Here is a 21,616-nt window from a genome sequence, read left to right as displayed (position 1 = left end):
GGCATTGCCAAACGATTTGGCGGCAACAATGGGTTACATGCGCAAACCTGGTGAACCGCCTGCGGCGGGCACACTCCGGGCCTCAGGGAGATTCGAGGGCATGTGGGGAGGGATGACCTCAAAGCAGTAGCACAGCGCCTCAGTTTCGGAAAGGCGCCTCTTCATGGCGATGACAGTAATCGCTTTGGCAGCCGGCTTGGCTGCCCAAACCTGTTCTTTGAGTTCCACGAACCCGGCCTCCACCGGCAGCGACAATCCGAGCTGCATCGAAGCATCGGCGGCCAGCGCTGGCTATGCCCCCGGGCGTTTGCTGGTGGGAGCGCGCGCGGGCCTGAGCGAGGCGCAGGTGGCCGGCGTGGTCAAGGGCCATGGCGCCAAGGCGCGCCGCATCGGCCGCAGCGATCTGTACATCGTCGACCTGCCGAGCCAGGGTTCGGAGCGGTCGATCCAAGCCCTGCTGGCCAAGAACCCGCACTTCAAGTTTGCCGAGCTGGACCAGCGCGTGACGCCGGCACTGGCGGTCAACGACCCCTATGCGGGCAGCGAATGGCACCTGAACAAGATCGGCGCCCCCACCGCCTGGGATTCGACCCAGGGCGCCGGGGTGACGATCGCGATCCTGGACACCGGCGTGAACAGCAGCCATCCGGATCTGGCGGCGCGCATGGTGGCGGGCTGGAACTTCTATGACAACAACTCCAACACGACCGACGTGCATGGCCATGGCACGGCCGTGGCCGGCGGCGCCGCGGCGACGCTGAACAACGGCGCGGGCGTGGCGGCCGTGGCGGGAGCGGCCCGGCTGATGCCGGTGCGCATCGCCGATGCCAACGCCTACGCCTACTGGAGCACGGTGGCGCAGGGCGTGACCTGGGCGGCCGACAACGGCGCGCGCATTGCCAACATCAGCTATGTGGGCGTGGCCGGCAGCTCGGCGGTGCAGAGCGCGGCCAGCTACATGAAGAGCAAGGGCGGCCTGGTGGTGGTGGCCGCGGGCAACAACGGCATCGAAGAGAGCATTGCGCCGACCAGCACGATGGTCGTGGTGTCGGCAACCGACAGCACCGATGCGCTGACGAGCTTCTCCAGCTGGGGTAGCTTCGTGACGATTGCCGCGCCGGGCAAGGACATCTGGACCACGACCCGCGATGGCGGCTACCAGGCCTGGTGGGGCACCTCGATGGCGAGCCCGGTGGTGTCGGGCGTCGTCGGGCTGATGATGGCGGCCAAGCCGGCCCTGGCCGGCAGCCAGATCGAGAGCCTGCTGTATTCCAGCGCGCTGGACCTCGGCGATGCCGGCCGCGACAAGAAGTATGGCCATGGCCGCGTCAATGCGGCCGCCGCCGTGAAGGCCGTGCTGGGCAACCAGACCGCGGACACCCAGGCGCCCACCGCGACGATCACCTCGCTGCAAGCGGGCTCCACGGTCAGCGGCCTGGTGGCGGTGAATGTCAGTGCGAGCGACAACGTTGGCGTGAGCCGCGTCGAGCTGCGCGCCAACGGCAGCGTGGTGGCCAGCGACAGCGCAGCCCCCTACGCCTTCAGCTGGGATTCGAGCAAGCTGGCCAATGGGACGGCGAACCTGAGCGCCTACGCCTACGATGCGGCCGGCAATGTCGGCAGTTCGGCGGCCTTGGCGGTCAATGTCGCCAACAATACCCTGGCCGACACGACGCCTCCGGCGGTGAGCATCGGCAACCCGGCCAATGGCAGCAGGGTCAGCGGCACCGTCGGCATCACGGTGCAGGCCGCGGACAACACCGGGTCCGCGGCACTGGCCCAGTCCCTCTATATCGATGGTCAGTTGGTGGCCTCGTCCACCGGCGCCACGCTGAGCTACAAGTGGAATACGCGCAGGGCGAATGCGGGCCTGCACACGATCAAGGCCACGGCCAGGGACGCTGCGGGAAATACCGGCTCCCTGGCCATCCAGGTCAGCAAGTGAGCCCCGATCTGGCCTGAGCGCAGAAATGAAAAACCCGCCTTCGGCGGGTTTTTTTATGGCTGATGCAGCTCAGCCGCGTGCGCCGCGCCGCGCTGCGGCGGCACCCAGCAGTGCCAGACCGACCAGGGCGATCGTGCCGGGCTCGGGGGCACCGCCACCACCGCCACCACCGCCGCCACCGCCGCAGTTCGTGGTGCAAGGCACATTGGGCTCGGTGAGCGAAGTGCCATATTGGAAGCTGACGGTGCTGATGTCGGTCAGTGCAAAGGCCCCGGAATAGGAGAGCATGAACACCACCGAGTTCTTGATCAGGCCTCCGCTGCCGGTGACCCCAGCGTTGCCGGTAGCCGCGTTGTCACCTGCCGAGACGATGCCGTACTGCAGGCCATCCAGCGCCGTGGGATCCTCCAGATCGGGGCCAGGGAAATTGGGCTGACCGAACACCCCATAGCCGGAACTCGAGATGCCCGAATTGGCGCCCCCGGGAGTACCGGAAAGCCCCGAACCGTAGGCCCATTCACCGCCCACGATCCCGCCGGCGGGTTGCCCTTGGGGGTCGTAGAGGACCGAACTGCCGGCAGCCAAGGTTGCCGAGACGGGGGTGAAGACAACGCCGGAACTGAAGAACAACGCGGTCAGGACATCCGTGGGGACCAGCGTGTCGGCGCCGCTCGTGTTGGTAAGCGTCACTTGCAGGCTGCCCGCAGCCACGATGTCGAAAGTGGCCGATGCGGCCAAGTTGCCGGAAGTACCCGTAAAAGTGATCGCAGCGGAAGCCGGTTGCGCGAAGGCCACCGCTGCCAGAGCTGCACAGACCAAAGATGTGACCTTCATAGCGTTCTCCTTCTCTACCACATGGCTGACGCCGATTTACGTTGGCTGACCTTGTAAAAGCAATCAGCGTGCCAACGATTTCACATCCTTGATTCAGAAGACTTTTCCGAGTTTCCGCCCACTCCGTCGGAAATCAACTGTAAAAAAACCCGGCATGCTGACGAGGGCAGATCCTTCCTCGCCTGCCCCCTCAAAGACGGGTCCGTGCGCTTTTGACGGCCGCCTGCGCTGGGTGATACTGGCGCAGGGCTCCGTGCTCCGGAAAATCATTGGGGGTGGCAATGAACCAGATGAACAGGCTGGGGCGCTTGGGGGTGGCTTGGCTTGTGTTGGTGGCCGCCGCCGGCTGCAGCAAGCCCGACGAAACGACGGTGCTGGCCTCGGCTCGCTCTTATATCGAGCGCAAGGACCATGTCAGCGCCATTATCGAGCTGAAGTCCTTGCTGCAGGACCAGCCCGAATCGGCCGAGGGCCGCTTCCTGCTGGGCTCGTCCCTGCTGGCCACCGGCGAAGCCGCCGCCGCGGAGGCCGAGTTGCGTCGTGCAATGGAGTACGGCATGTCCAAGGAGCGTGCGCTGCCGCCGCTGGCGACGGCGATGCTGGCCTTGCGCAAGCAAGCGGAACTGGTCGAGCAGTACGGCCAACTCGAACTCCAGGATGACCAGGCAGCGGCCGACCTGAAGGCGCATCTCGCGCTCGCCTATGCCGAGGGCGGCGATTTGCGCAAGGCCGATGACGCGGTTGCCGCGGCCCTGCGACGCGTGCCCACCCACATGCCCTCCCTGCTGATGCGCGCCCGGCTGGCCGCCGCGCGGGGCGACATAGCCACCGCGATCGGCATCGCCGATCAGTTGCTGGCCCAGGACCAGAACAGCGCCCAGGCCTGGTCGCTGAAGGGTGATCTGCTGCTGCAGAACAAGGCCGATCCCGCGGTGGCGCGGGCCGCCTACCGCAAGGCCATCGAGCTGCAGGACAACTGGCTGCCCGCCCACCAGGCATTGATGCGCCTGCTGATCGGCCAGCCCGACCTGGCTGCCGCAGCCAAGCAGCTGGAGCTCATGAAGACGGTGCTGCCCCAGAATCCCCAGACCCTGTACTTCGACGCGCTGCTGGCCTTCCTGAACGGGGACGCCAAGCGCACCCGCGAGATCACGCAGCAGCTGCTGAGCGGCTCCCCCAACGATCCACGCGTCCTGCTGCTGGCGGGCCAGGCCGAACTGCGGCTGAACTCGCTGATCCAGGCCGAGGCACTGCTCGGCAAGGCGGTATCGGCGGCACCCAAGGCGCCCGAGCCGCGCCTGCTACTGGCCCAGGCCCTGTTGCGGCATGGCCAGGCGGACCAGGCGCTGATCGCGCTGCAGCCGCTTGTAGACGCGGCGACGCCGGATGCCAAGGCCCTGACCCTGGCCGGCCAGGCCCATCTGGCCATGGGCAATTTCAAGAATGCGGATGCGAGCTTTGCGCGGGCCACGCGACTCAAGCCGGAGGACCCCGGCCTTCGCACCGCAAAGGCCTTGTCCCAGTTGGTCCGCGGCCCGGGCCAGGAGGATGCCGCGCTGGCAGAGCTGCAGGCCATTGCCACGGCCGATGCAGAGAACGTCACAGCGGACCTGGCACTCATCAGCGCCAGGCTGCGGCGCAACGAACTCGATGCCGCGGCCAAGGCGGTCGATGCGCTGGCTGCAAAGCAGCCCAAGCAGGCCCAGCCCGATCACCTGCGGGGTCGCATCGCGCAGCAGAAGGGGGATCTGGCCGCGGCCCGGCGCCATTTCGAGCGGGCGCTGACCAAGGATGCGCGCTATTTCCCAGCGGTCCGGAGCCTGGCGGAGCTCGATCTGCGCAACCAGCAACCGCAGGCCGCGCGCAGTCGATTCGAGACCCTGCTGGAGGCCGATCCCAACAATGCCTCGGCCATGCTGGCGCTGGCCGAGCTGGCGCTGCGCTCGGGCGACAAGGCCGACGTGGTGGCCGACTGGCTGGACAAGGCGATCAAGGCCAATCCGCGTAATGCCAACGTTTTTCTGGCGGCAATCAATCTGCAGATGCTCGCCGGCAATGGCAAGGCCGCGCTGACCACCGCCCAGGCTGCGGTGGCCGCGCTGCCCGACGAGCCCGAGCTGCTGGAACGGCTGGGTTCGGCGCAGCTGATGGCCGGCGAGCTGAACCAGGCGGTTGCCAGCCTGAAAAAGCTGGTGGTGCTGCGGCCGAAATCGCCCGTGGCGCAGCTGCGCCTGGCCGACGCATACCGGGCCAGCGGCGACCTGGCCGCCGCGGATATCCATGTGCGGCGCGCGCTGGCGCTCACGCCCGACTGGGTGCCCGCCCAGCGCGCCGCCATGGACCTGGCGCTGCGCGAGAAGCGGCCGGCGCGGGCGATGGAGATAGCGCGCGACGTGCAGCGCCAGCATCCGGCGGAGTCGATCGGTTTCCGGCTCGAAGGCGACCTCGAGGCCGGGCAGAAGAACTGGGATGCCGCCGCCGCGGCCTTCCGCAAGGCGCTGACGAAGAACCACCCGGCCGATGCCGCGGCGCGGCTGCACTGGGCGCTGACCAATGACAAGAAGACCGCCCAGGCCGCGCAGTTCGAGCGCGAATGGCTGCAGCAGCAGCCGCGCGATGCCGGCTTCAGGATCCGGCTGGGCGAGGCCGCCATGCTGAACAGCGACTGGGCCACGGCCGAGGCCCATTACCGCAAGGCGCTTGAACTGCAGCCGGACAATCCCGCGACGCTGAACAACCTGGCCTATCTGTTGATCAGGTTCAAGAAACCCGGCGGGCTTGCCATGGCCGAGCGCGCGGTCAAGCTGGCACCCGAGCAGGCGGCGTTCCTCGATACGCTGGCGCTGGCCTATGCCGAGGACAAGCAGCTGAGCGAAGCCATCCAGTGGCAGGCCAAGGCGGTCGCGCTGGCGCCAAAGGCGGGCGGCATGCGGCTGACTCTGGCCAAGCTCTATCTGCAGGCCGACGACAAGGACAACGCCCGCGCCGAGTTGGGCCGGCTGGCCGCGCTGGGAACGGCCTTCAGCGAGCATGCCGAGGTCAATGCGCTGCTCAAGCGCCTGGGCGGCTGAGGCACCGATAGCTGGCGATCCCCGACCGCAGGCGCGACCGCGCCGGCGGCTGCGCTGCAATGCCCGCTACCCGCTACCCGCCGCGCTCGGCCCGCCGCCGCGGAGCCGGCCTGCGCCTGACGCGCAAGAATCCATTGCGCGACCGGCTTCGCCGTTTCCCCGGGGCTATCATCGTTTTGTACTTTGTATCCAGAAACCATCAGCCGATGGCGCAGGCGACGGATGCGGTCAGAATGGCGCCCCGACAGAGATCGAGACCGACGGAGTGTTGATGAGCAGCAGCAGCAGCGAAGCGTTCGAATGGCAGAGCCGGGTGCGCCTGGTCGACGAGGTGGCCCGCGTGCTGCGCCAGCGCATCTACACCGGTTTCTATGCGCCGGGCGAGTTGCTGCGCCAGGTCCAGCTGTCCGAGGACCTGAAGGTCAGCCGCACGCCACTGCGCGAGGCGCTGCGCATGCTGCAGAGCGAGGGGCTGGTCGAGGCCGGCGATGTGCGCGGCGTCAGCGTCGCCCGGGCCGACCGCCAGCGCCTGCTGAACGCCTATGCGCTGCGCGAGATGCTGGATGGCCTGGCGGCACGCCAGGCCGCCGAGCGCGCCGCCGATCGGGCAATGGCGGTGCTGGGTCCCATCATCGAGGCGCAGCGCCTGACGCTGGAGCCCTGGCAGCCGGCCGAATACACGCGGCTGAATGTGGACCTGCACACCGCCATCGTCGCGCTGGCCGACAACGAGTTCCTGTCGGCACAGCTGGCCCTGGTGCGCAAGACCTCGCAGGTGTTCGCCCCGGCCGTGCTGATCAGCAAGGACCGCGCCGCGCCCGCCGTGCTGGAACACCAGCGCATCGTCGAGGCGATCGCGGCGGGCGATGGCGACCTGGCCGAGCATCTGGGGCGCCTGCACATCCAGGCCACCATCCGCTGCCTGAAGGAAGAGGCCGTCCAGCCCTGCGCCTCCACCCCGCCCGCGCGGCCGGCGCGCAAGCGCGCGGCCAAGGCATGAGCCTGTTCCTCGCCAAGCGCTGCGCCACGCTCGTCGCAACGCTGCTGGCGGCGTCGGCCCTGATCTTCGCGCTGCTGGAGATCCTGCCCGGCAATGCGGCCCAGCTGCAGATGGGTACCGAGGCCACGCCCGAGGCCGTCGCCGCGCTGGCCGAGCAGCTGGGCCTGAACCGGCCGGCCTGGCAGCGCTATCTGCACTGGCTGGCCGGACTGGCGCGCCTCGACATGGGCCTGTCCCACGCCTATGGCACGCCGGTGGCCGAGCTGGTGGGGGAGCGCCTGGCGCTGACCGTGCCGCTGGCCGTCCTGGCCATGGTGCTGACGACCGCGATCGCGCTCTCCACCGGTATCTATGCGGCCGCGCGCCACGGCAGGCCCGGCGACATGGGCGTGATGCTGGTCAGCCAGCTGGGCATCGCCGTGCCCAGCTTCTGGTTCGCGATCCTGCTGATCCTCGCGTTCGCGGTGAAGCTGCAATGGGTCTCCGCCGGCGGTTTCCCGGGCTGGCGCGAGGTCGACGGCGGCGGCGATGGCGGGTTTTGGCCCGCACTGCAGGCCCTGATCCTGCCGGCACTGGCGCTGGCCGTGGTGCAGGCGGCGATCCTGGCGCGCATCACGCGCTCGGCCATGCTGGAGGTGCTGCGCGAGGACTTCATGCGCACCGCCCGCGCCAAGGGCCTGAGCCGGCGCCGCGCGCTGTGGGGCCATGCGCTGCGCAACGCGATGATCCCGGTGCTGACCGTGATGGGCCTGCAGTTCGCCAACCTGCTGGCCGGCACCATCGTGGTGGAGAACGTGTTCTACCTGCCGGGCCTGGGCCGGCTGATCTTCCAGTCGATCGCGAATCGCGACCTGATCGTGGTGCGCAACTGCGTGCTGCTGCTGGCAGCGATGGTGATCGTCGTCAACTTCGTGGTCGATGTCCTGTACGCCTGGGTCGACCCGCGCATCAAGACATCGGAGCTATGACCAGGCATCGCAGCTTCCTGATCGGCGCCCTGCTGTCCGGCCTGGTGCTGCTGGCCGCGCTGGCGTCGCTGGTCTGGACCCCCTGGCCACCCTACGAGATCGACCTGGCGGCCAAGCTGCTGCCACCCGATGGCCGGCATTGGCTGGGCACCGACCAGTTGGGCCGCGACATGCTGAGCCTGATCCTGGTGGGCGCGCGCAATTCCATCCTGGTCGGCGTGATCGCGGTGGGCATCGGCCTCACCGTGGGCCTGCTGCTGGGTCTGTGGGCCGCGGCGCGGCGCGGCTGGGTGGAAGAGGCGCTGATGCGCCTGACCGACTTCGGCTTCGCCTTCCCGGCGATCCTGCTGGCCATCATGCTGACCGCGCTGGCCGGCCCCGGCATCGTCAACGCCATCGTCGCGATCGGCCTGCACAATATTCCCACCTTCGCGCGCATCACCCGCGCCGCCGCGCGCCAGCAATGGGCACGCGACTATGTGCTGGCGGCGCGCGCCTGCGGCAAGGGGCCCGCGCGCATCAGCCTCGAGCATGTGCTGCCCAACATCGCCTCGGTGCTGATCGTGCAGGCCACGATCCAGTTCGCGCTGGCCATCCTGGCCGAGGCCGCGCTGTCCTATCTGGGCCTGGGCACCCAGCCGCCGGCGCCCAGCTGGGGCCGCATGCTGGCCGAGGCCCAGACCCTGATGTTCCAGGCGCCGCTGCTGGCCGTGTTCCCGGGCCTGGCCATCATGCTGGCGGTGCTGGGCCTGAATCTGCTGGGCGACGGTCTGCGTGATCTGCTGGACCCCAAGCTCGCCCGGAGTCGCTGACGATGCTGCTGGAAGTGCAGGACCTGCGCATCACGCTGGCCACGCCGCAGGGCCCGGCCGAGGCGGTGCGCGGCGTGGACTTCGAGCTCGCCGGCGGCGAGACCCTGGGTTTGATCGGCGAATCGGGCAGCGGCAAGTCGCTGACCGCGCTGGCCCTGATGGGCCTGCTGCCGGAGGGCGCGCGCAGCGCCGGCCGCGTGCTGTTCGAGGGCCAGGACCTGCTGGCCCTGCCCGAGCGCCGGCTGGGTGCGCTGCGCGGGCGCCGCCTCGCGATGGTGTTCCAGGAGCCGATGACGGCGCTGAACCCGCTGCACCCGATCGGCCGCCAGGTGGCCGAGCCGCTGCGCCTGCATCTGGGGCTGGGCCGGCATGCGGCCGAGCGCCGCGCGCTGGCCCTGCTGGAACGCGTCGGCCTGCCCGATGCGCAGCGCCGCCTGGCCGCCTACCCGCACGAGCTGTCGGGCGGCCAGCGCCAGCGCGTCACCATCGCGATGGCCCTGGCCTGCGAACCCGCGCTGCTGATCGCCGACGAGCCCACCACCGCGCTGGACGTCACGGTGCAGGCCCAGATCCTCGACCTGCTGGCCGAACTGGTGGACGAGCGCCGCATGGCCCTGCTGCTGATCTCGCACGACCTCGGCGTGATCGCCGAGAACGTGCGCGCCATGCTAGTGATGTACGGCGGCCTGGTGGTCGAGCGCGGTCCCAGCGCGGCGCTGTTCCGCCGCATGGCCCACCCCTACACGCAAGGGCTGATGGCGGCGCGCCCGCGCCTGGGCGCCACCCGCGGCCAGGCCCTGCAGGCGATCCCCGGCAGCGTGCCGGGCCTGCTGGAGATGCCGCCCGGCTGTCCCTTCGCGCCGCGCTGCCGGCTGGCCACGGCGGAATGCGACGCCGGCCTGCCGCCGCCGCTGGCCGCCGATCCGGGCCACGAGGCGCGCTGCGTGCACCTGGAGGAGGCGCTGCGCGATGGCTGACGCCCCCTTGCTGCTGCAGGTCGGCGAGCTGCGACGCTACTACCGGCTGCCGCGCGAGCGCCTGTTCGCACCGGCACCGCGCATCGAGGCGCTGCAGGGCGTGAGCTTCGAGCTGGCGGCCGGGCGCTCGCTGGGCGTGGTCGGCGAATCGGGCTCGGGCAAGAGCACCCTGGCGCGCGCGGTGATGGCGCTGGACGAGCCCCGGCAACGGGACGGCGGCCGCATCCGGCTGGACGGGCAGGACCTGCTGGCCCTGCCGCCCGCGGCGCTGCGGCGCGCCCGCGCCCAGATGCAGATGGTGTTCCAGGATCCCTATGGTTCGCTGGACCCGCGCCGCCGGGTCGGCCGCATCGTCGCCGAACCGCTGGCCATGCTGGCGCCGCTGCCCGCGGCCGAGCAGCGCGAGCGCGTGCTGCAGACGCTGCGGGCCGTGGGGCTGCGCGAGGCCGATCTGGACAAATACCCGCACCAGTTCTCCGGCGGCCAGCGCCAGCGCATCGCCATCGCCCGCGCCCTGGTGACAAGGCCGCGCCTGATCGTGGCCGACGAGCCGGTCAGCGCGCTCGACGTGTCCATCCAGGCCCAGGTGCTGAACCTGCTGGCCGAGCTGCGCCAGCGCTTCGGCCTGTCCTATCTGCTGATCAGCCATGACCTGGCCGTGGTGGGCCATGTCTGCGACGAGATCCTGGTGCTGTACCGCGGCCGGGTGGTGGAGCAAGGCAGCCCGGAAGCGCTGTTCCGGCTGGCCGCGCACCCCTACACGCAGGCCCTGCTGGATGCGGTGCCCCGGCCCCGGCCGGGCGCCGGCCGCCGCGCGCGGGCGGCACCGTCGCCGCTGGCCGCGCGGGCCAGACCCGACAGCGGCTGCGCCTACGCCGCGCGCTGCCCGCATGCCAGCGCCCTGTGCCTGGAGCAGCCCCCGCCGCTGCGCGCCCTGGGCGGCGGCCAGCGGGTCGCCTGCCACCATGCCGAGGCGATACTGCGGCATCGCGTCTTGCAACCAGAGGAAGCTTCGCCATGAAGAGGAGATCGTCGCTGCTGAGCCTGTGCCTGGTGACGGCCGCCACCCTGCTGGCCATGCCGGCCGCGCAGGCCCAGGCCCGCAAGGACGGCAGCCTGGTGCTGGCGATGACCCTGGAGCCGCCGGGCCTGGACCCGACGACCGGCGCCGCCTCGGCCATCGCCGAGATCGTGCACTACAACATCTTCGAGACGCTCACCAAGATCGGCCCGGACGGCAAGGTCGCGCCGCTGCTCGCCGAGAGCTGGGAGGTCTCGCCGGACCTGAAGACCTGGACCTTCAGGCTGAAGCGCGGCGTGAAGTTCCAGAACGGCGAGCCCTTCGACGCGGCCGCGGTGAAGTTCAGCTTCGAACGCGCCGCCGGCGACAAGAGCACGAACAAGGACAAGCGCCTGTTCGCCAGCATGGACTTCGTCGGCACGCCCGACCCGCAGACCGTGGTGATCGGCCTGAAGACCATCGAGCCCGACTTCCTGTTCCTGGTCGGCCAGGCCACCGCCGCCATCGTCGAACCCAGGAGCGCCGACCGGAACGCGACCCAGCCGGTCGGCACCGGCCCCTACAGGCTGGAGGCCTGGGCCAAGGGGGCCAGCGTCACCCTGGGCCGCTGGGACGGCTACCGCGCCGCCGCCGCGGTGAAGCTCAAGCGCGTCAGCTTCCGCTTCATCAGCGATCCGGCCGCCCAGGTGGCGGCCCTGCTGTCGGGCGACGTCGATGCCTTCCCGCGCGTGGCGGCCGCGCGCAGCCTGGGGCAGTTCCAGAACGACAGGCGCTTCCAGATCATCCAGGCCGGCTCGCGCGCCAAGACCATCGTCGCGATCAACAACAAGAAGAAGCCGCTGGACGATGTGCGCGTGCGCCGCGCCATCGCGATGGCGATCGACCGCAAGGCCGTGATCGAGGCCGCGGCCGACGGCTACGGCGTGCCGATCGGCAGCCACTACGTGCCCAGCGCGCCCGGCTATCTGGATCAGACCGCCGTCAACCCCTTCGATCCCGCCAGGGCCCGTGCCCTGCTGAAGGAGGCCGGCGTGGCCGCGCCGCTGGAGCTGAGCCTGAAGCTGCCGCCCACGCCCTATGCGCGCCAGGGCGGCGAGGTGGTGGCGGCCCAGCTGGCCAAGATCGGCATCAATGCCAAGATCGAGAACGTCGAATGGGCGCAATGGCTGTCCGGCGTCTACACCAATCGCAGCTACGACCTAAGCATCATTTCCCATGTCGAACCCTTCGACCTGGGCAACTACGCCAAGCCCGGCTACTACTGGGGCTACGAGAGCGCCGAGTTCAACAAGCTGTTCGAGCGGATCAACAACCAGCCGCGCGAGGCCGAGCGCCTGAAGCTGCTGGGCGAGGCGCAGCGCCTGCTGGCCAGGGACGCGGTCAATGCCTACCTCTACCAACCGGTCTGGATCACCGTGGCCAAGCGCCAGCTGAAGGGGCTGTGGAAGGACATGCCGATCTTCGTCAACGACCTGGCCGCCTTAAGTTGGGAATGAGGCTGGGAATGAGCGGACCGCTGCACGAACTCGGCGCGCTGGCCCTGGTCGAGGGCTACCGCAGCAAGGCCTTCTCGCCGCAGGAGGTGGCGCGCTCGCTGCTGGAGCATGTCGAACGCTGGGAACCGCATCTGCATGCGCTCTATGCCTTCGAGCCGGAGGCCGTGCTGGCCCAGGCGCGGGCCTGCGAGGCCCGCTGGCTACGCGGCGAGCCGCTGCGCAACGCGCAGGGCCTGACCCTGGACGGCGTGCCCGTCACGCTGAAGGAGAACATCGCCACGCGCGGCACACCGGTGCCGCTGGGCACGGCCGCCACCGAACTGCTGCCCGCGCCCGAGGACGCGCCGCCGGCGGCGCGCCTGCGCGAGGTCGGCGCCCTGCTGCTGGCCAAGACCACGATGCCGGACTATGGCATGCTGAGCTCCGGCCTCTCCAGCTTCCACGCGCTGACCCGCAACCCCTGGGACCTCAGCAAGAACCCCGGCGGCTCCAGCGCCGGCGCGGCGGCGGCGGCCGCCGCCGGCTACGGCCCGCTGCACCTGGGCACCGACATCGGCGGCTCGGTGCGCCTGCCGGCGGCTTGGTGCGGCATCTTCACGCTGAAGCCGAGCCTGGGCCGCATCCCGATCAAGCCGCCCTATGCCGGCCGCGTAGCCGGGCCGATGACGCGCACGGTGGAGGACGCCGCCGTGATGATGGACGCGCTGGCCCGGCCCGACTGGCGCGACACCACGAGCCTGCCGGCGCAGGACATTGCCTGGCTGGACCTGGACGGGCAGGCGCTCCAGGGCCTGAAGATCGGCCTGATGATGGACGCCGGCTGGGGCCTGGCCGTCGAGCCCGAGACGCGCGAGGCGGTGCAGGCCGCCGCGCGCCTGTTCGAGCAGGCCGGCGCCCGGGTCGAGCCCATGCCCGGCTTCAGCAGCCGCGCGATGATCGACGGGCTGGACCGCTTCTGGCGCATGCGCTCCTGGTTGGACATCTCGGCCCTGCCGCCCGAACGGCGCGCCAGGGTGCTGCCCTATATCCGCGACTGGGCGTCCGCCGGCGCAGGCTTGAGCGCCGCCGAGCTGTTCCACGGCTACAGCCAGATGGGCGCCTTCCGCGACGCCGCCATCGCCGCCTGCCAGCCCTTCGACTATGTGCTGTCCCCGGTCAGCCCGGTGCCGGCCTTTGCAGCCGAATGGGCCAGCCCGATCAACGACCCGCAGCGCCCGTTCGAGCACATCGCCTTCACCCTGCCCTACAACATGAGCGAGCAGCCGGCCGCCAGCATCAACTGCGGCCACACGCTCGCCGGCCTGCCGATTGGGCTGCAGATCGTCGGCCGGCGCTTCGACGATCTGGGCGTGCTGCGCATGGCCCGGGCCTTCGAGCAACTGCGCGGGGCCCAGCGGGCCTGGCCCGAGCCGCCGGCCGAAGAGGACGACTCCGCGCCGCTGATCCGGCGCTCCAATCCCTTGGCCAATCGCGGACGGGCCGGCTACCGCTAAGGCTTGAGACCGCAGCGGCGTGCGCACATGGCAGGCGGCGCGCCCGCCCGAGCGCTTCGCATCTAGGGGATTGACCCGTCAGACCGCCCGCTTGAACGATGCCCCCGGCAACTTTGCCGACCTAGGGAGACTGACATGCGCATGCGACTGATGGCGTTGAGCGGCGCCGCGACCCTGTCCGCCCTGCTCGCGGGCTGCCCCAGCGGGCCTCCCATCCAGCCCCTGAGCAAGACCGTCGAGCCCACGATGGCTTCCATGGCCCTGCTGCGAGGCATGGTGGATTCGGATCCGGCCTGCGCCGCGGGCGCCCAGTCCGGGCCGCCGCGTCCCTTGAGCTGGTGGAACTCGCTGCGCCCCGGCCAATCGCCGAAGGCGGTCGGCGAGGGCGTCGTGGGCTTCCACCTGTGGGTCAATCCGACCGGCAACTGCCAGGGCTTCCGTCAGGATCTCTACCGGATCCTGTTCGCCTACGACCTGCAGTCCCTGCAGCCGCTCAAGGGGCTCATCGCCAAGGCGACCCTGAGCGTCAACGCCAAGATCCTGCCGGCGACCCGTCCGAACTCGCTGTGCGAGCCCTTCACCGCGGGCGGCGGCGGGCTGCTGATACTGCCGGCGGCCACCACGCTGCCCGCCAACGGCTTTGCCGAGCTGCCGCCTGGCCAGGGATTTCCGGCGGGCCGCGTGCGCTTCTCGTTCCCGCAACCCTGGCTCGCCGGTCCGGTGGCCAATGGCGTCACCTCCACCGACGGCGGCGGCCAGCGGGCCTCGTTCAGCGTGGATGTCACGGCCGTGCTGGAGCAGGCCCTGAACGCGGCCGACGCACGGCTCGTGTTCGCCATCTCCGGCACCGATGAGGCCGCCCGCACGACGCGCCCGCCGGTCGACTTCGACTGCCGCACCACCTATAGCGTGACGGCACTGACGGTCAGCCATTACTGAACCCTGCGTGCCGAGCCGCCGGCGCCTTGTCCACACAGGCGGCACGGCCCGTCCTTGCTCCACAATCCGAGCCATCGATACAGCCCCAGTTCAGGAGCCTCCAATGAGCCAGCGCAACCAGAGTAACGAAACCACCCCGAACGAGCGCCCCGACCGCCTGGAAGAACAGCTCTCCTTCAAGTCGCGCTTCGTGCTGCTGTTCGGCGAGATCAGCGACACCGCCGCCCATGCCACCTGCCGCCGCCTGCTGGCGCTGGCGGCCGAGTCCGACGCGCCGATCACCCTGCTGATCTCCTCGCCGGGCGGCCATGTGGAATCGGGCGACGCGATCCACGACATGATCCGCTTCGTGCGCGCGCCGGTGACCACGGTCGGCACCGGCTGGGTGGCCAGCGCCGGCGCGCATATCTTCCTGGCGCCGCCCAAGGAGCGCCGCGTCTGCCTGCCCAACACCCGCTTCATGATCCACCAGCCGGCCGGCGGCGCCGGCGGCCAGGCCAGCGACATCGCGATCCAGGCCCGCGAGATCCTGCGCACCCGTGAGCGCATCGCCAAGGTGATCGCCACCCAGACCGGCCAGAAGCTGGCGCGCGTGCAGGCCGACATGGAGCGCGATCACTGGATGAGCGCCGAGGAGGCGATCGAGTACGGCATCGCCTCGCGCGTGATCGAGCGCCAGCAAGACCTGACCTGAGCCGGCCCGGCCCAGGCAAGACCCGGCCCCAGCGCGCCGGCGGCGTCCGGCCGCGCGGCGATTCTTGCGGATTCCCAAACACGGCGTTGCCATCGCGCCGGTTTTTCGGCGGCGGCTCAAGGTTCACAGTTCAGCCCATGGACGAAGCGACGCAAGCCGCAGCGTCCGAACCACCCGAAGCTGAACCGAAACACACCAAGGAATCCATCATGAAGAAGCTGTCCGTTGTCGCATTCGCCCTGTTCGCTGCCGGCGCCGCCCTGGCCGATGGCGGAACCGCCTCGCGCCGCGAGGAAGCCATTGCCGCCCGCCAGGCGGCCCCGGTCACGGCCCCGGCCGTCAGCCGCGCCGCCGTGCTGGCCGAGCTAGCGCGCAGCCGCGCCAGCGGCGAACTGCAGGCCCTCAACCGCGAAATCGACCTGAGCCCGGTCAACAGCCCTTCCGAGCGCAGCCGTGCCGAGGTCGTGGCCGAGCTGGCGCAGGCCCGCAGCAGCGGCGAACTGCGCCTGACCAACAGCAACCGCGGCAGCTTCGCCCACCTCGCCCCGCTGGCCGAGCCGGCGACACGCGAGAAGCTGGCCGGCCAGGCCCGCAATCCGCAGTAATTCGCGCCAATCCGCGCCCCAGCCAGAAAGGCGGCCTTGAGCCGCCTTTTTCACGTCTTGGGCCAAGGGCATGGTGTTAGATTGACCCGCCTCGGCCGGCTCTGGCGCCGCCGAGCCAGGAGAAGCCCCCATGCCTTTTGAAGTGCCGCAACTGCTGAGTCCCTATCTGCTGCCGCTGCTGATCGCGGTGCCGCTGGCCATTGTGGTGATCATCATCAGCCTGCGCCGGGGCGACGAGCCGGGCGCAAGCGCCACCACCCCGCCCTTCCAAGCCACCCAACCCGCGGCCGAGCCGGCCCGGCTGCTGCTGGTGGACGATTCGGCCGTGGTGCGGGCCAAGCTGGCCAAGCTGTTCGAGGCCGCCGGCTACCAGATCACCCTGGCCCGGGACGGCGTGGAAGCGCTGGAGCGCCTGGCCGAGCAGCGCTTTGCGGTGCTGATCACCGACCTGGAAATGCCCAACAAGGACGGCTTCGAGCTGATCGCCGCGGTGCAGGGTGGCCTGAGCACCGAGAACCTGCCCATCATCGCGATCACCGGCCACGACGAGCTGCATGCCCGCGTGCACGAGATCCAGGGCATCTACGGCCTGTTCAAGAAGCCCTGGAACGACCGCGATCTGCTCAAGCGCGTGCAGACGCTGGCCGCGCTGAAGGCCTGACCCGGCCGGCACGCCCGGACCTCGCGCTCCCCGACTTTCCCTATTTCATCAGGCTCCACGCGAACACCGCCGCCGCGGCCGCACCGAGCCCGCCGCAGAGCCAGAGCAGCAGCCGGCCGCGCAGCCGCAGCCGCTCGATCGCCGCCACCAGCCGGGCGTTCTGCTCGGCCAGGCTCTGCAGCAGGGCCGCGCTGTCGGCCTGCTGCCGGCTCAGCTGGGCCAGTTCGCCCTCCAGGCGCTGCAGCCGGTCCAGCGCCTCGGCCAGGGTCTGCGGCGGCCCGGAGGGCTCCGCCTGCTCGGCGGCCTCGTCCTGGCTGCGCTTGAAGAGTCGGCGCGCGCCCTTGACGAGCACCGGCGTGGCCTCGATCACGTCGGTCCAGGGCACGGCCTTCAAGGCGGTCAGCCAGCTGATGGCCATGGTTGCTGTCCTTTCGCGGCAAGTTCAGACGAGCGCACGCCCGTCGCGCGCGACCACGCGGCCGCCCTTCAGCACCAGGCGGCGCGGCGGATGCATCACCACCGCCTCGGCCGCCGTCTCGGCCTCCACCAGCAGCAGGTCCGCGCGGTCGCCCAGGGCCAGCCCGTAGCCGGCCGCGCCCATCGCCCGGGCGCCGCCCTGGCTGCACAGCGCCAGCGCCAGCTCGATGCCCGGGTCGTCGCGGAAGCCGCTGCGGTAGGCGATCAGGTAGGCGCGCTCCAGCATGTCGCCGTTGTTCAGCGGGCTCCAGGCGTCGCGCACGCCGTCCGAGCCGCTGAACAGGCGCACGCCGCGCTCGGCCAGCAGCCGCACCGGCGGGAAGGCCGTCGGCCCCGAGGGCGCATGCGTCATCACCGCGATGTCCTCGCGCAGCAGCAGCTCGATCAGCGCCTCCAGCCGGGCCGGCTCCACCTGGCCCAGGCAGAAGGCATGGCTCAGCGCCACCCGCCCGCGCAGGCCCAGCACCCGGCAGCGCTCGGCCACCATCTCGATGGTCACCGCGCCCAGCTCGGCGCGGTCGTGCAGATGGATGTCCAGGCCGCAGCCCTGGCGCCCGGCGATCGCGAACAGCCCGTCCAGCTGGCCCTTGGGGTCCTGGTCCATGCCCATCGGGTCGAGCCCGCCGATCAGCTCGGCCCCCTCGCGCGCCGCCTGCTCCAGCAGCGCCAGCGTGCCGGGCGCGCTCATCACGCCGGTCTGCGGAAAGGCGACGATCTCGATGTCCATCAGCGCGCGGTGCTGCTCGCGCATCGCCTGCACGCCATGGAAATGCGCCAGGCCGATCTCGGGGCCGATGTCGACATGGCTGCGCGCATGCGTGGTGCCGCGCGCCAGCATATGGCGCAGCAGGCGCGCACTCTGTTCCTCGGGCGACAGGCCCAGCTCGCGCAGCACCTGGCGTTCGTTGGCGATCTTGTCGCGCAGCGACGGACCGGCCCGGTGCGGATGCCAGGGCTGGCCCCACAGGGTCTTGTCCATATGGGCATGGGCATCGACCAGGCCCGGCAGGGCCAGGCAGCCCCGGCCATCCTCTTCGACCAGGCCCGGCTCGGCCGCCAGCGCCGGGCCGATCGCGGCCAGCCGGCCCTCGCGCACCAGCAGGTCCTGCGGCGCGCTGCTCGCGCCGGGGCCGCGCCACAGCCGGGCGCCTCGTATCAGCAGACTGCTATTCGTCATCACCCCGACTGTGCACCATCCCGCGCCGGCGGCACGTAGGATTGCGTTAACCTGCGCCCAACCATGATGCCGCTGTGCCGACTCGCCGCCTTGCCCCTAATGGCGCCGCTGGCGCTGACGGCGCTGAGCCTGGCAGCGCCGGCCGAGTTGCAGCGGCGCCTGGCGCAGAAATTCTGCCTCAGCTGCCATCAGGTCAACGGTTCCGGCGGCGCCAAGATGCCGATCAATCTGGCGCTGCGCGCGGACTGACGGGATGGCGATGGACGAAGCGCTGGCCATCCACCCGCTGACCCCGGCGCGCTGGCCGGACCTGGAGGCCGTGTTCCTGGCGCGCGGCTGTTCGCAGGCGCGCGGCTGCTGGTGCATGTGCTACCGCCGCAGCGGCGCGCAGGATTTCGGCGGGCACGAGCGGGCGGCGCTGAACAAGGCCGCGTTCAAGGCCATCGTCGACGCCGGCCGCTTCACCGGCCTGCTGGCCTATCGCGGCATGCAGCCGGTCGGCTGGCTGGCGATGGCGCCGCGCGAGGATTTCGCCAAGCTGGCGCGTTCGCCGGTGATGAAACCGGTGGACGAGCAGCCGGTCTGGTCGCTGATCTGCTTCGTCGTGCCGGCCCCCGAGCGCGGCCGAGGCGTGGCCCGGGCCCTGCTGCGGGGGGCGATCGAGCACGCGGCTCGCCAGGGCATCGCGCTGCTGGAGGCTTATCCGGTGGACCGGCCGGGCCGCGGCGCGGACCAGAACCTCTGGTTCGGCGTCAAGTCGATGTTCGACGCCGCCGGCTTCGAGGAAGTGGCCCGGCGCAAGCCCGAGCGGCCGGTGCTGCGGCTGCGCCCGGGCTGAGCCGGCTCAGCCGATCACCGCGGCCATGGCCTTGGCCGTGGCCTCGACATTGCGGGTGTTCAGGCCCGCGACGCACATGCGGCCGGAGCGGATCAGGTAGACGCCGAACTCGTTCTTCAGCCGGTCCACCTGCTCGGCACTCAGGCCGGTGTAGCTGAACATGCCGCGCTGGGTCAGGAAATAGCGCAGGTCGCGGCCCGGCAGCTTGGCGCTCAGCACCTCGAACAGCGCATTGCGCATCGCCAGGATGCGCTCGCGCATCTCCTCGACCTCGCCCTCCCACAAGGTGCGCAGCGTGGGATCGCTGAGCACCCGCGCCACCACCTGGCCGCCGTGCAGCGGCGGGTTCGAGTAGTTGCGGCGGATCATGAACTTCAGCTGGCCCAGCACATTGGCGGCCTGGGCGGCGTCCGGGCAGACCACCGACAGCGCGCCGCAGCGCTCGCCGTACAGGCTCATGTTCTTCGAGAAGCTGTTGGCGACGAAGAAGGCCAGGCCCGCATCGGCCAGCGCGCGGATCGCGAAGGCGTCCTGCTCCAGGCCGTCGCCATAGCCCTGGTAGGCCAGGTCCAGGAAGGGCAGCAGCTCGCGCTCGGCCAGCACCGGAATCAGCTCGTCCCATTGCAGCGGCGTCAGGTCCACGCCGGTCGGGTTGTGGCAGCAGGCGTGCAGCAGCACGACGCTCTGCTTGGGCAGGCCGCGCAGCGTTTCCAGCATGTCGGCGAAACGCAGGCCGCCGGTCTTGGCGTCGTAGTAGGGGTAGTTCCTGACCTCGATGCCGGAGCCCTCGAACACCGCGCGGTGGTTGTCCCAGGTCGGGTCGGACACATAGATGGCGCTGGCCGGGAAGTAGCGCTTGATGAAATCGGCGCCCACCTTCAGGCCGCCGCTGGAGCCCACGCCCTGGATGGTGGCGACGCGGCCGGCCTTCAGCAGCGGATGCTCGGGGCCGAACAGCAGGCCCTGCACCGCGACGCGGAAGTTGGCGGCGCCCTCCATCGGCAGATAGGGCCGGGGACCGGCCTCGGCCACCACGGCCAGCTCGGCGCGGCGCACCGAGTCCAGCATCGGGATGCGGCCCTCGTCATCGAAGTAGATGCCGATCGACAGATTGATCTTGCCGGCGCGCTCGTCCTTCTGGAAGGCTTCGTTGAGGCTCAGGATCGGGTCGCCGGCGTAGGCATCGACGTGCTGGAACATGTTCGGAACTCCAAGGCTGCGGAAGAAAACTGGGGCCGTAGACGGGCGGCCGTCATTATCACCAGCGGGCGCGGCCCTGCGCGATGTCCATGATCAGGCGCAGGTTCAAGAGCAGCTTGGGCGCGATGGAGTCGAGCAGCACGTACTCGGCGTTCGTGGTGTGCGCGCCGAAGCCGCGCAGGCCCAGGCCCTCCAGCACCGGCGCACGCGTCGCCAGGGCCGCGAAGGCCGCGTCGGTGCCGCCGCCGGTGGGCTTGTCGCGCACGACCAGGGCCAGGCCCTGCTCGGCGGCCAGCTTCTCGGCATGGGCGGCGAGCGCGCGCGCGGCCTCGCTGGCCTGCAGCGGCGGGCGGCGGCGCTCGAACGTCAGCGTCACCTCCGACTCCGGCAGCAGCTTGCGCTCGATGCGCGCGCGCAGTTCGCGTTCGATCGTGTCGAAATCGGCCACCCGGTCGACCCGCACATCGGCCGAGGCCTCCGCGGCCGGCGGGATCATATTGCGCACCAGGCCGGCGCGGGCCAGGGTCCAGTGCACCTGGCGCCCGACCTTGGGATCGGACAGATCGCGCGCCTGCAGCAGCTGGTGCGACAGCTCGTACAGCGCGTTGACGCCGCGCTCCGGCGCGGCGCCGGCATGCGAGGCGCGGCCCTTGACCATCAGGTTGGCCGCCGCGATGCCGCTGGTGGCCAGGCGCAGTGCCTCCGCGCCGTTCGGCCCGCCCCCGCCCTCGTAGGACAGCACCACGTCATGTTCGCCGCCCAGCCGGGTGATGGTGGCGCGCGAGGCCGGCGAGCTGATCTCCTCGTCGCCGTTGATCAGCACGGTCAGCTGGCCCCAGTCCGCGAAGCCCTCGGCGCGCAGCAGCGCCAGCAGGTGCAGGATCATCGCCACGCCCTGCTTGTCGTCGGCGATGCCCAGGCCATAGGCCTTGTCGCCCTCGACGCGGAAGGGCTGCTGCGCCAGCATGCCGCGCGCATAGACCGTGTCCATATGGGCCAGCAGCAGGATCTTCTTCTGGCCGCGCCCGGCGAAGCCGGCCTTGACCATGGGCCCGGGCCGCTCCGGCGTGTCGAACATGCGGTAGGTCTCGAAGCCGGGCTGGGCCGGATCGATCAGCTCGACCTGGCCGCCGAGCGCGCGCAGCCGCTGCGCGACCAGGGCAGCGATGCGGTCCAGGCCCTCGCGGTCGGCGCTGCCGGACTCGATCTCCACCAGCTCCTTCATCGTCTGCAGCAGCGCCGGCTGCTCGCGCTGCGTCGCGGCGCGCAGCCGTTCCAGCTCGGGCGCCGGCTGGGCCTGCGCGGGCAGCTGCAGCGTGGACGACAGCAGCGCCGCCGCGGCGCAGACCAGCAGCGCATGGCGGCGCGACGCGGGGAATCGGGTGTGGGGCATCATGGGTCTTCGGTG

Annotated in this window: 20 protein-coding genes; 15 read left to right on the top strand and 5 right to left on the bottom strand. The window is 70.5% G+C overall.

Going from position 1 to position 21,616, the window contains the following annotated elements; all coding sequences use genetic code 11:
- The first annotated feature begins 217 nt into the window (after positions 1–217).
- Positions 218–1,945 (top strand): S8 family serine peptidase, encoded by a 1,728-nt coding sequence (locus tag AC07OQ_RS20095; protein ID WP_495054920.1) that lies wholly within the window; start codon positions 218–220, stop codon positions 1,943–1,945.
- A gap of 69 nt (positions 1,946–2,014) precedes the next feature.
- On the opposite strand, the gene AC07OQ_RS20090 is transcribed toward AC07OQ_RS20095, so the two are convergent.
- A complete protein-coding gene (locus tag AC07OQ_RS20090; protein ID WP_495054919.1) occupies positions 2,015–2,779 on the bottom strand; it encodes an XDD4 family exosortase-dependent surface protein in 765 nt (254 codons plus the stop codon).
- Positions 2,780–3,060: 281 nt separating this feature from the next.
- On the opposite strand from AC07OQ_RS20090, the gene prsT reads away from it, so the two are divergent.
- The 12 genes from prsT (at position 3,061) to AC07OQ_RS20030 (ending at position 16,516) form a co-directional block, all read left to right on the top strand.
- Positions 3,061–5,850 (top strand): XrtA/PEP-CTERM system TPR-repeat protein PrsT, encoded by a 2,790-nt coding sequence (gene prsT, locus AC07OQ_RS20085; RefSeq protein ID WP_495054918.1) that lies wholly within the window; start codon positions 3,061–3,063, stop codon positions 5,848–5,850.
- 271 nt (positions 5,851–6,121) lie between these two features.
- Complete coding sequence (locus AC07OQ_RS20080; protein ID WP_495054917.1) at positions 6,122–6,850, top strand: GntR family transcriptional regulator; 729 nt, start codon at positions 6,122–6,124, stop codon at positions 6,848–6,850.
- Complete coding sequence (locus AC07OQ_RS20075) at positions 6,847–7,818, top strand: ABC transporter permease (RefSeq protein WP_495054916.1); 972 nt, start codon at positions 6,847–6,849, stop codon at positions 7,816–7,818. Before AC07OQ_RS20080 ends, AC07OQ_RS20075 begins: the two co-directional genes overlap by 4 nt.
- Positions 7,815–8,630 (top strand): ABC transporter permease, encoded by an 816-nt coding sequence (locus AC07OQ_RS20070; protein ID WP_495054915.1) that lies wholly within the window; start codon positions 7,815–7,817, stop codon positions 8,628–8,630. The genes AC07OQ_RS20075 and AC07OQ_RS20070 overlap by 4 nt, the downstream gene beginning before the upstream one ends.
- Positions 8,631–8,632: 2 nt before the next feature.
- Positions 8,633–9,607, top strand: coding sequence for an ABC transporter ATP-binding protein (locus AC07OQ_RS20065; RefSeq protein WP_495054914.1), 975 nt, complete (start codon positions 8,633–8,635; stop codon positions 9,605–9,607).
- A complete protein-coding gene (locus AC07OQ_RS20060) occupies positions 9,600–10,628 on the top strand; it encodes an ABC transporter ATP-binding protein (RefSeq protein ID WP_495054913.1) in 1,029 nt (342 codons plus the stop codon). The genes AC07OQ_RS20065 and AC07OQ_RS20060 overlap by 8 nt, the downstream gene beginning before the upstream one ends.
- Positions 10,625–12,124 (top strand): ABC transporter substrate-binding protein, encoded by a 1,500-nt coding sequence (locus AC07OQ_RS20055; RefSeq protein ID WP_495054912.1) that lies wholly within the window; start codon positions 10,625–10,627, stop codon positions 12,122–12,124. The genes AC07OQ_RS20060 and AC07OQ_RS20055 overlap by 4 nt, the downstream gene beginning before the upstream one ends.
- 8 nt (positions 12,125–12,132) lie before the next feature.
- Positions 12,133–13,617 (top strand): amidase, encoded by a 1,485-nt coding sequence (locus AC07OQ_RS20050; protein ID WP_495054911.1) that lies wholly within the window; start codon positions 12,133–12,135, stop codon positions 13,615–13,617.
- Between the two features lie 135 nt (positions 13,618–13,752).
- Positions 13,753–14,556 (top strand): hypothetical protein, encoded by an 804-nt coding sequence (locus AC07OQ_RS20045; protein ID WP_495054910.1) that lies wholly within the window; start codon positions 13,753–13,755, stop codon positions 14,554–14,556.
- 103 nt (positions 14,557–14,659) lie between these two features.
- A complete protein-coding gene (locus AC07OQ_RS20040; RefSeq protein ID WP_495054909.1) occupies positions 14,660–15,250 on the top strand; it encodes a ClpP family protease in 591 nt (196 codons plus the stop codon).
- Positions 15,251–15,459: 209 nt separating this feature from the next.
- Positions 15,460–15,855: a hypothetical protein gene (locus tag AC07OQ_RS20035; RefSeq protein ID WP_495054908.1), complete on the top strand. Its 396-nt coding sequence runs from the start codon at positions 15,460–15,462 to the stop codon at positions 15,853–15,855.
- 130 nt (positions 15,856–15,985) lie between these two features.
- The gene (locus tag AC07OQ_RS20030; RefSeq protein ID WP_495054907.1) at positions 15,986–16,516 is read left to right on the top strand and encodes a response regulator; all 531 of its coding nucleotides are present in this window, start codon (positions 15,986–15,988) and stop codon (positions 16,514–16,516) included.
- A gap of 40 nt (positions 16,517–16,556) precedes the next feature.
- On the opposite strand, the gene AC07OQ_RS20025 is transcribed toward AC07OQ_RS20030, so the two are convergent.
- Together AC07OQ_RS20025 and AC07OQ_RS20020 are read right to left on the bottom strand one after the other, a co-directional pair.
- On the bottom strand, positions 16,557–16,934 hold the full coding sequence (locus AC07OQ_RS20025) for a hypothetical protein (RefSeq protein WP_495054906.1): 378 nt from the start codon (positions 16,932–16,934) through the stop codon (positions 16,557–16,559).
- Positions 16,935–16,958: 24 nt separating this feature from the next.
- Positions 16,959–18,170, bottom strand: coding sequence for an amidohydrolase family protein (locus AC07OQ_RS20020; RefSeq protein ID WP_495054905.1), 1,212 nt, complete (start codon positions 18,168–18,170; stop codon positions 16,959–16,961).
- A gap of 63 nt (positions 18,171–18,233) precedes the next feature.
- Between AC07OQ_RS20020 and AC07OQ_RS20015 the strand changes: the two genes are divergently transcribed.
- Positions 18,234–18,419 (top strand): hypothetical protein, encoded by a 186-nt coding sequence (locus AC07OQ_RS20015; RefSeq protein ID WP_495054904.1) that lies wholly within the window; start codon positions 18,234–18,236, stop codon positions 18,417–18,419.
- A gap of 4 nt (positions 18,420–18,423) precedes the next feature.
- On the top strand, positions 18,424–19,008 hold the full coding sequence (locus tag AC07OQ_RS20010) for a GNAT family N-acetyltransferase (protein ID WP_495054903.1): 585 nt from the start codon (positions 18,424–18,426) through the stop codon (positions 19,006–19,008).
- Positions 19,009–19,014: 6 nt separating this feature from the next.
- Here AC07OQ_RS20010 and AC07OQ_RS20005 read toward each other — a convergent pair whose 3' ends face one another.
- The gene (locus tag AC07OQ_RS20005) at positions 19,015–20,208 is read right to left on the bottom strand and encodes an amino acid aminotransferase (RefSeq protein WP_495054902.1); all 1,194 of its coding nucleotides are present in this window, start codon (positions 20,206–20,208) and stop codon (positions 19,015–19,017) included.
- A 58-nt stretch (positions 20,209–20,266) separates the two neighbouring features.
- Positions 20,267–21,601 (bottom strand): glutamate carboxypeptidase, encoded by a 1,335-nt coding sequence (locus AC07OQ_RS20000; RefSeq protein ID WP_495054926.1) that lies wholly within the window; start codon positions 21,599–21,601, stop codon positions 20,267–20,269.
- Between the last annotated feature and the right edge of the window lie 15 nt (positions 21,602–21,616).

The organism is Roseateles sp. GW821-FHT09B06, from assembly GCF_059418245.1.
The sequence above is the reverse complement of the archived record's forward strand: the minus strand, read 5'-3'. Positions and strand labels throughout refer to the sequence as shown.

Bases quoted from the DNA above. Each gene is read 5' to 3' on its own strand.
- AC07OQ_RS20010 (WP_495054903.1), top strand. From the start codon at position 18,424: ATGGCGATGGACGAAGCGCTGGCCATCCACCCGCTGACCCCGGCGCGC.
- AC07OQ_RS20005 (WP_495054902.1), bottom strand. From the start codon at position 20,208: ATGTTCCAGCACGTCGATGCCTACGCCGGCGACCCGATCCTGAGCCTC.
- AC07OQ_RS20090 (WP_495054919.1), bottom strand. From the start codon at position 2,779: ATGAAGGTCACATCTTTGGTCTGTGCAGCTCTGGCAGCGGTGGCCTTC.
- AC07OQ_RS20040 (WP_495054909.1), top strand. From the start codon at position 14,660: ATGAGCCAGCGCAACCAGAGTAACGAAACCACCCCGAACGAGCGCCCC.
- AC07OQ_RS20050 (WP_495054911.1), top strand. From the start codon at position 12,133: ATGAGCGGACCGCTGCACGAACTCGGCGCGCTGGCCCTGGTCGAGGGC.
- AC07OQ_RS20065 (WP_495054914.1), top strand. From the start codon at position 8,633: ATGCTGCTGGAAGTGCAGGACCTGCGCATCACGCTGGCCACGCCGCAG.
- AC07OQ_RS20000 (WP_495054926.1), bottom strand. From the start codon at position 21,601: ATGCCCCACACCCGATTCCCCGCGTCGCGCCGCCATGCGCTGCTGGTC.
- AC07OQ_RS20015 (WP_495054904.1), top strand. From the start codon at position 18,234: ATGATGCCGCTGTGCCGACTCGCCGCCTTGCCCCTAATGGCGCCGCTG.
- AC07OQ_RS20055 (WP_495054912.1), top strand. From the start codon at position 10,625: ATGAAGAGGAGATCGTCGCTGCTGAGCCTGTGCCTGGTGACGGCCGCC.
- AC07OQ_RS20035 (WP_495054908.1), top strand. From the start codon at position 15,460: ATGAAGAAGCTGTCCGTTGTCGCATTCGCCCTGTTCGCTGCCGGCGCC.
- AC07OQ_RS20080 (WP_495054917.1), top strand. From the start codon at position 6,122: ATGAGCAGCAGCAGCAGCGAAGCGTTCGAATGGCAGAGCCGGGTGCGC.
- AC07OQ_RS20030 (WP_495054907.1), top strand. From the start codon at position 15,986: ATGCCTTTTGAAGTGCCGCAACTGCTGAGTCCCTATCTGCTGCCGCTG.
- AC07OQ_RS20060 (WP_495054913.1), top strand. From the start codon at position 9,600: ATGGCTGACGCCCCCTTGCTGCTGCAGGTCGGCGAGCTGCGACGCTAC.
- AC07OQ_RS20020 (WP_495054905.1), bottom strand. From the start codon at position 18,170: ATGACGAATAGCAGTCTGCTGATACGAGGCGCCCGGCTGTGGCGCGGC.
- AC07OQ_RS20070 (WP_495054915.1), top strand. From the start codon at position 7,815: ATGACCAGGCATCGCAGCTTCCTGATCGGCGCCCTGCTGTCCGGCCTG.
- prsT (WP_495054918.1), top strand. From the start codon at position 3,061: ATGAACCAGATGAACAGGCTGGGGCGCTTGGGGGTGGCTTGGCTTGTG.
- AC07OQ_RS20045 (WP_495054910.1), top strand. From the start codon at position 13,753: ATGCGCATGCGACTGATGGCGTTGAGCGGCGCCGCGACCCTGTCCGCC.
- AC07OQ_RS20025 (WP_495054906.1), bottom strand. From the start codon at position 16,934: ATGGCCATCAGCTGGCTGACCGCCTTGAAGGCCGTGCCCTGGACCGAC.
- AC07OQ_RS20075 (WP_495054916.1), top strand. From the start codon at position 6,847: ATGAGCCTGTTCCTCGCCAAGCGCTGCGCCACGCTCGTCGCAACGCTG.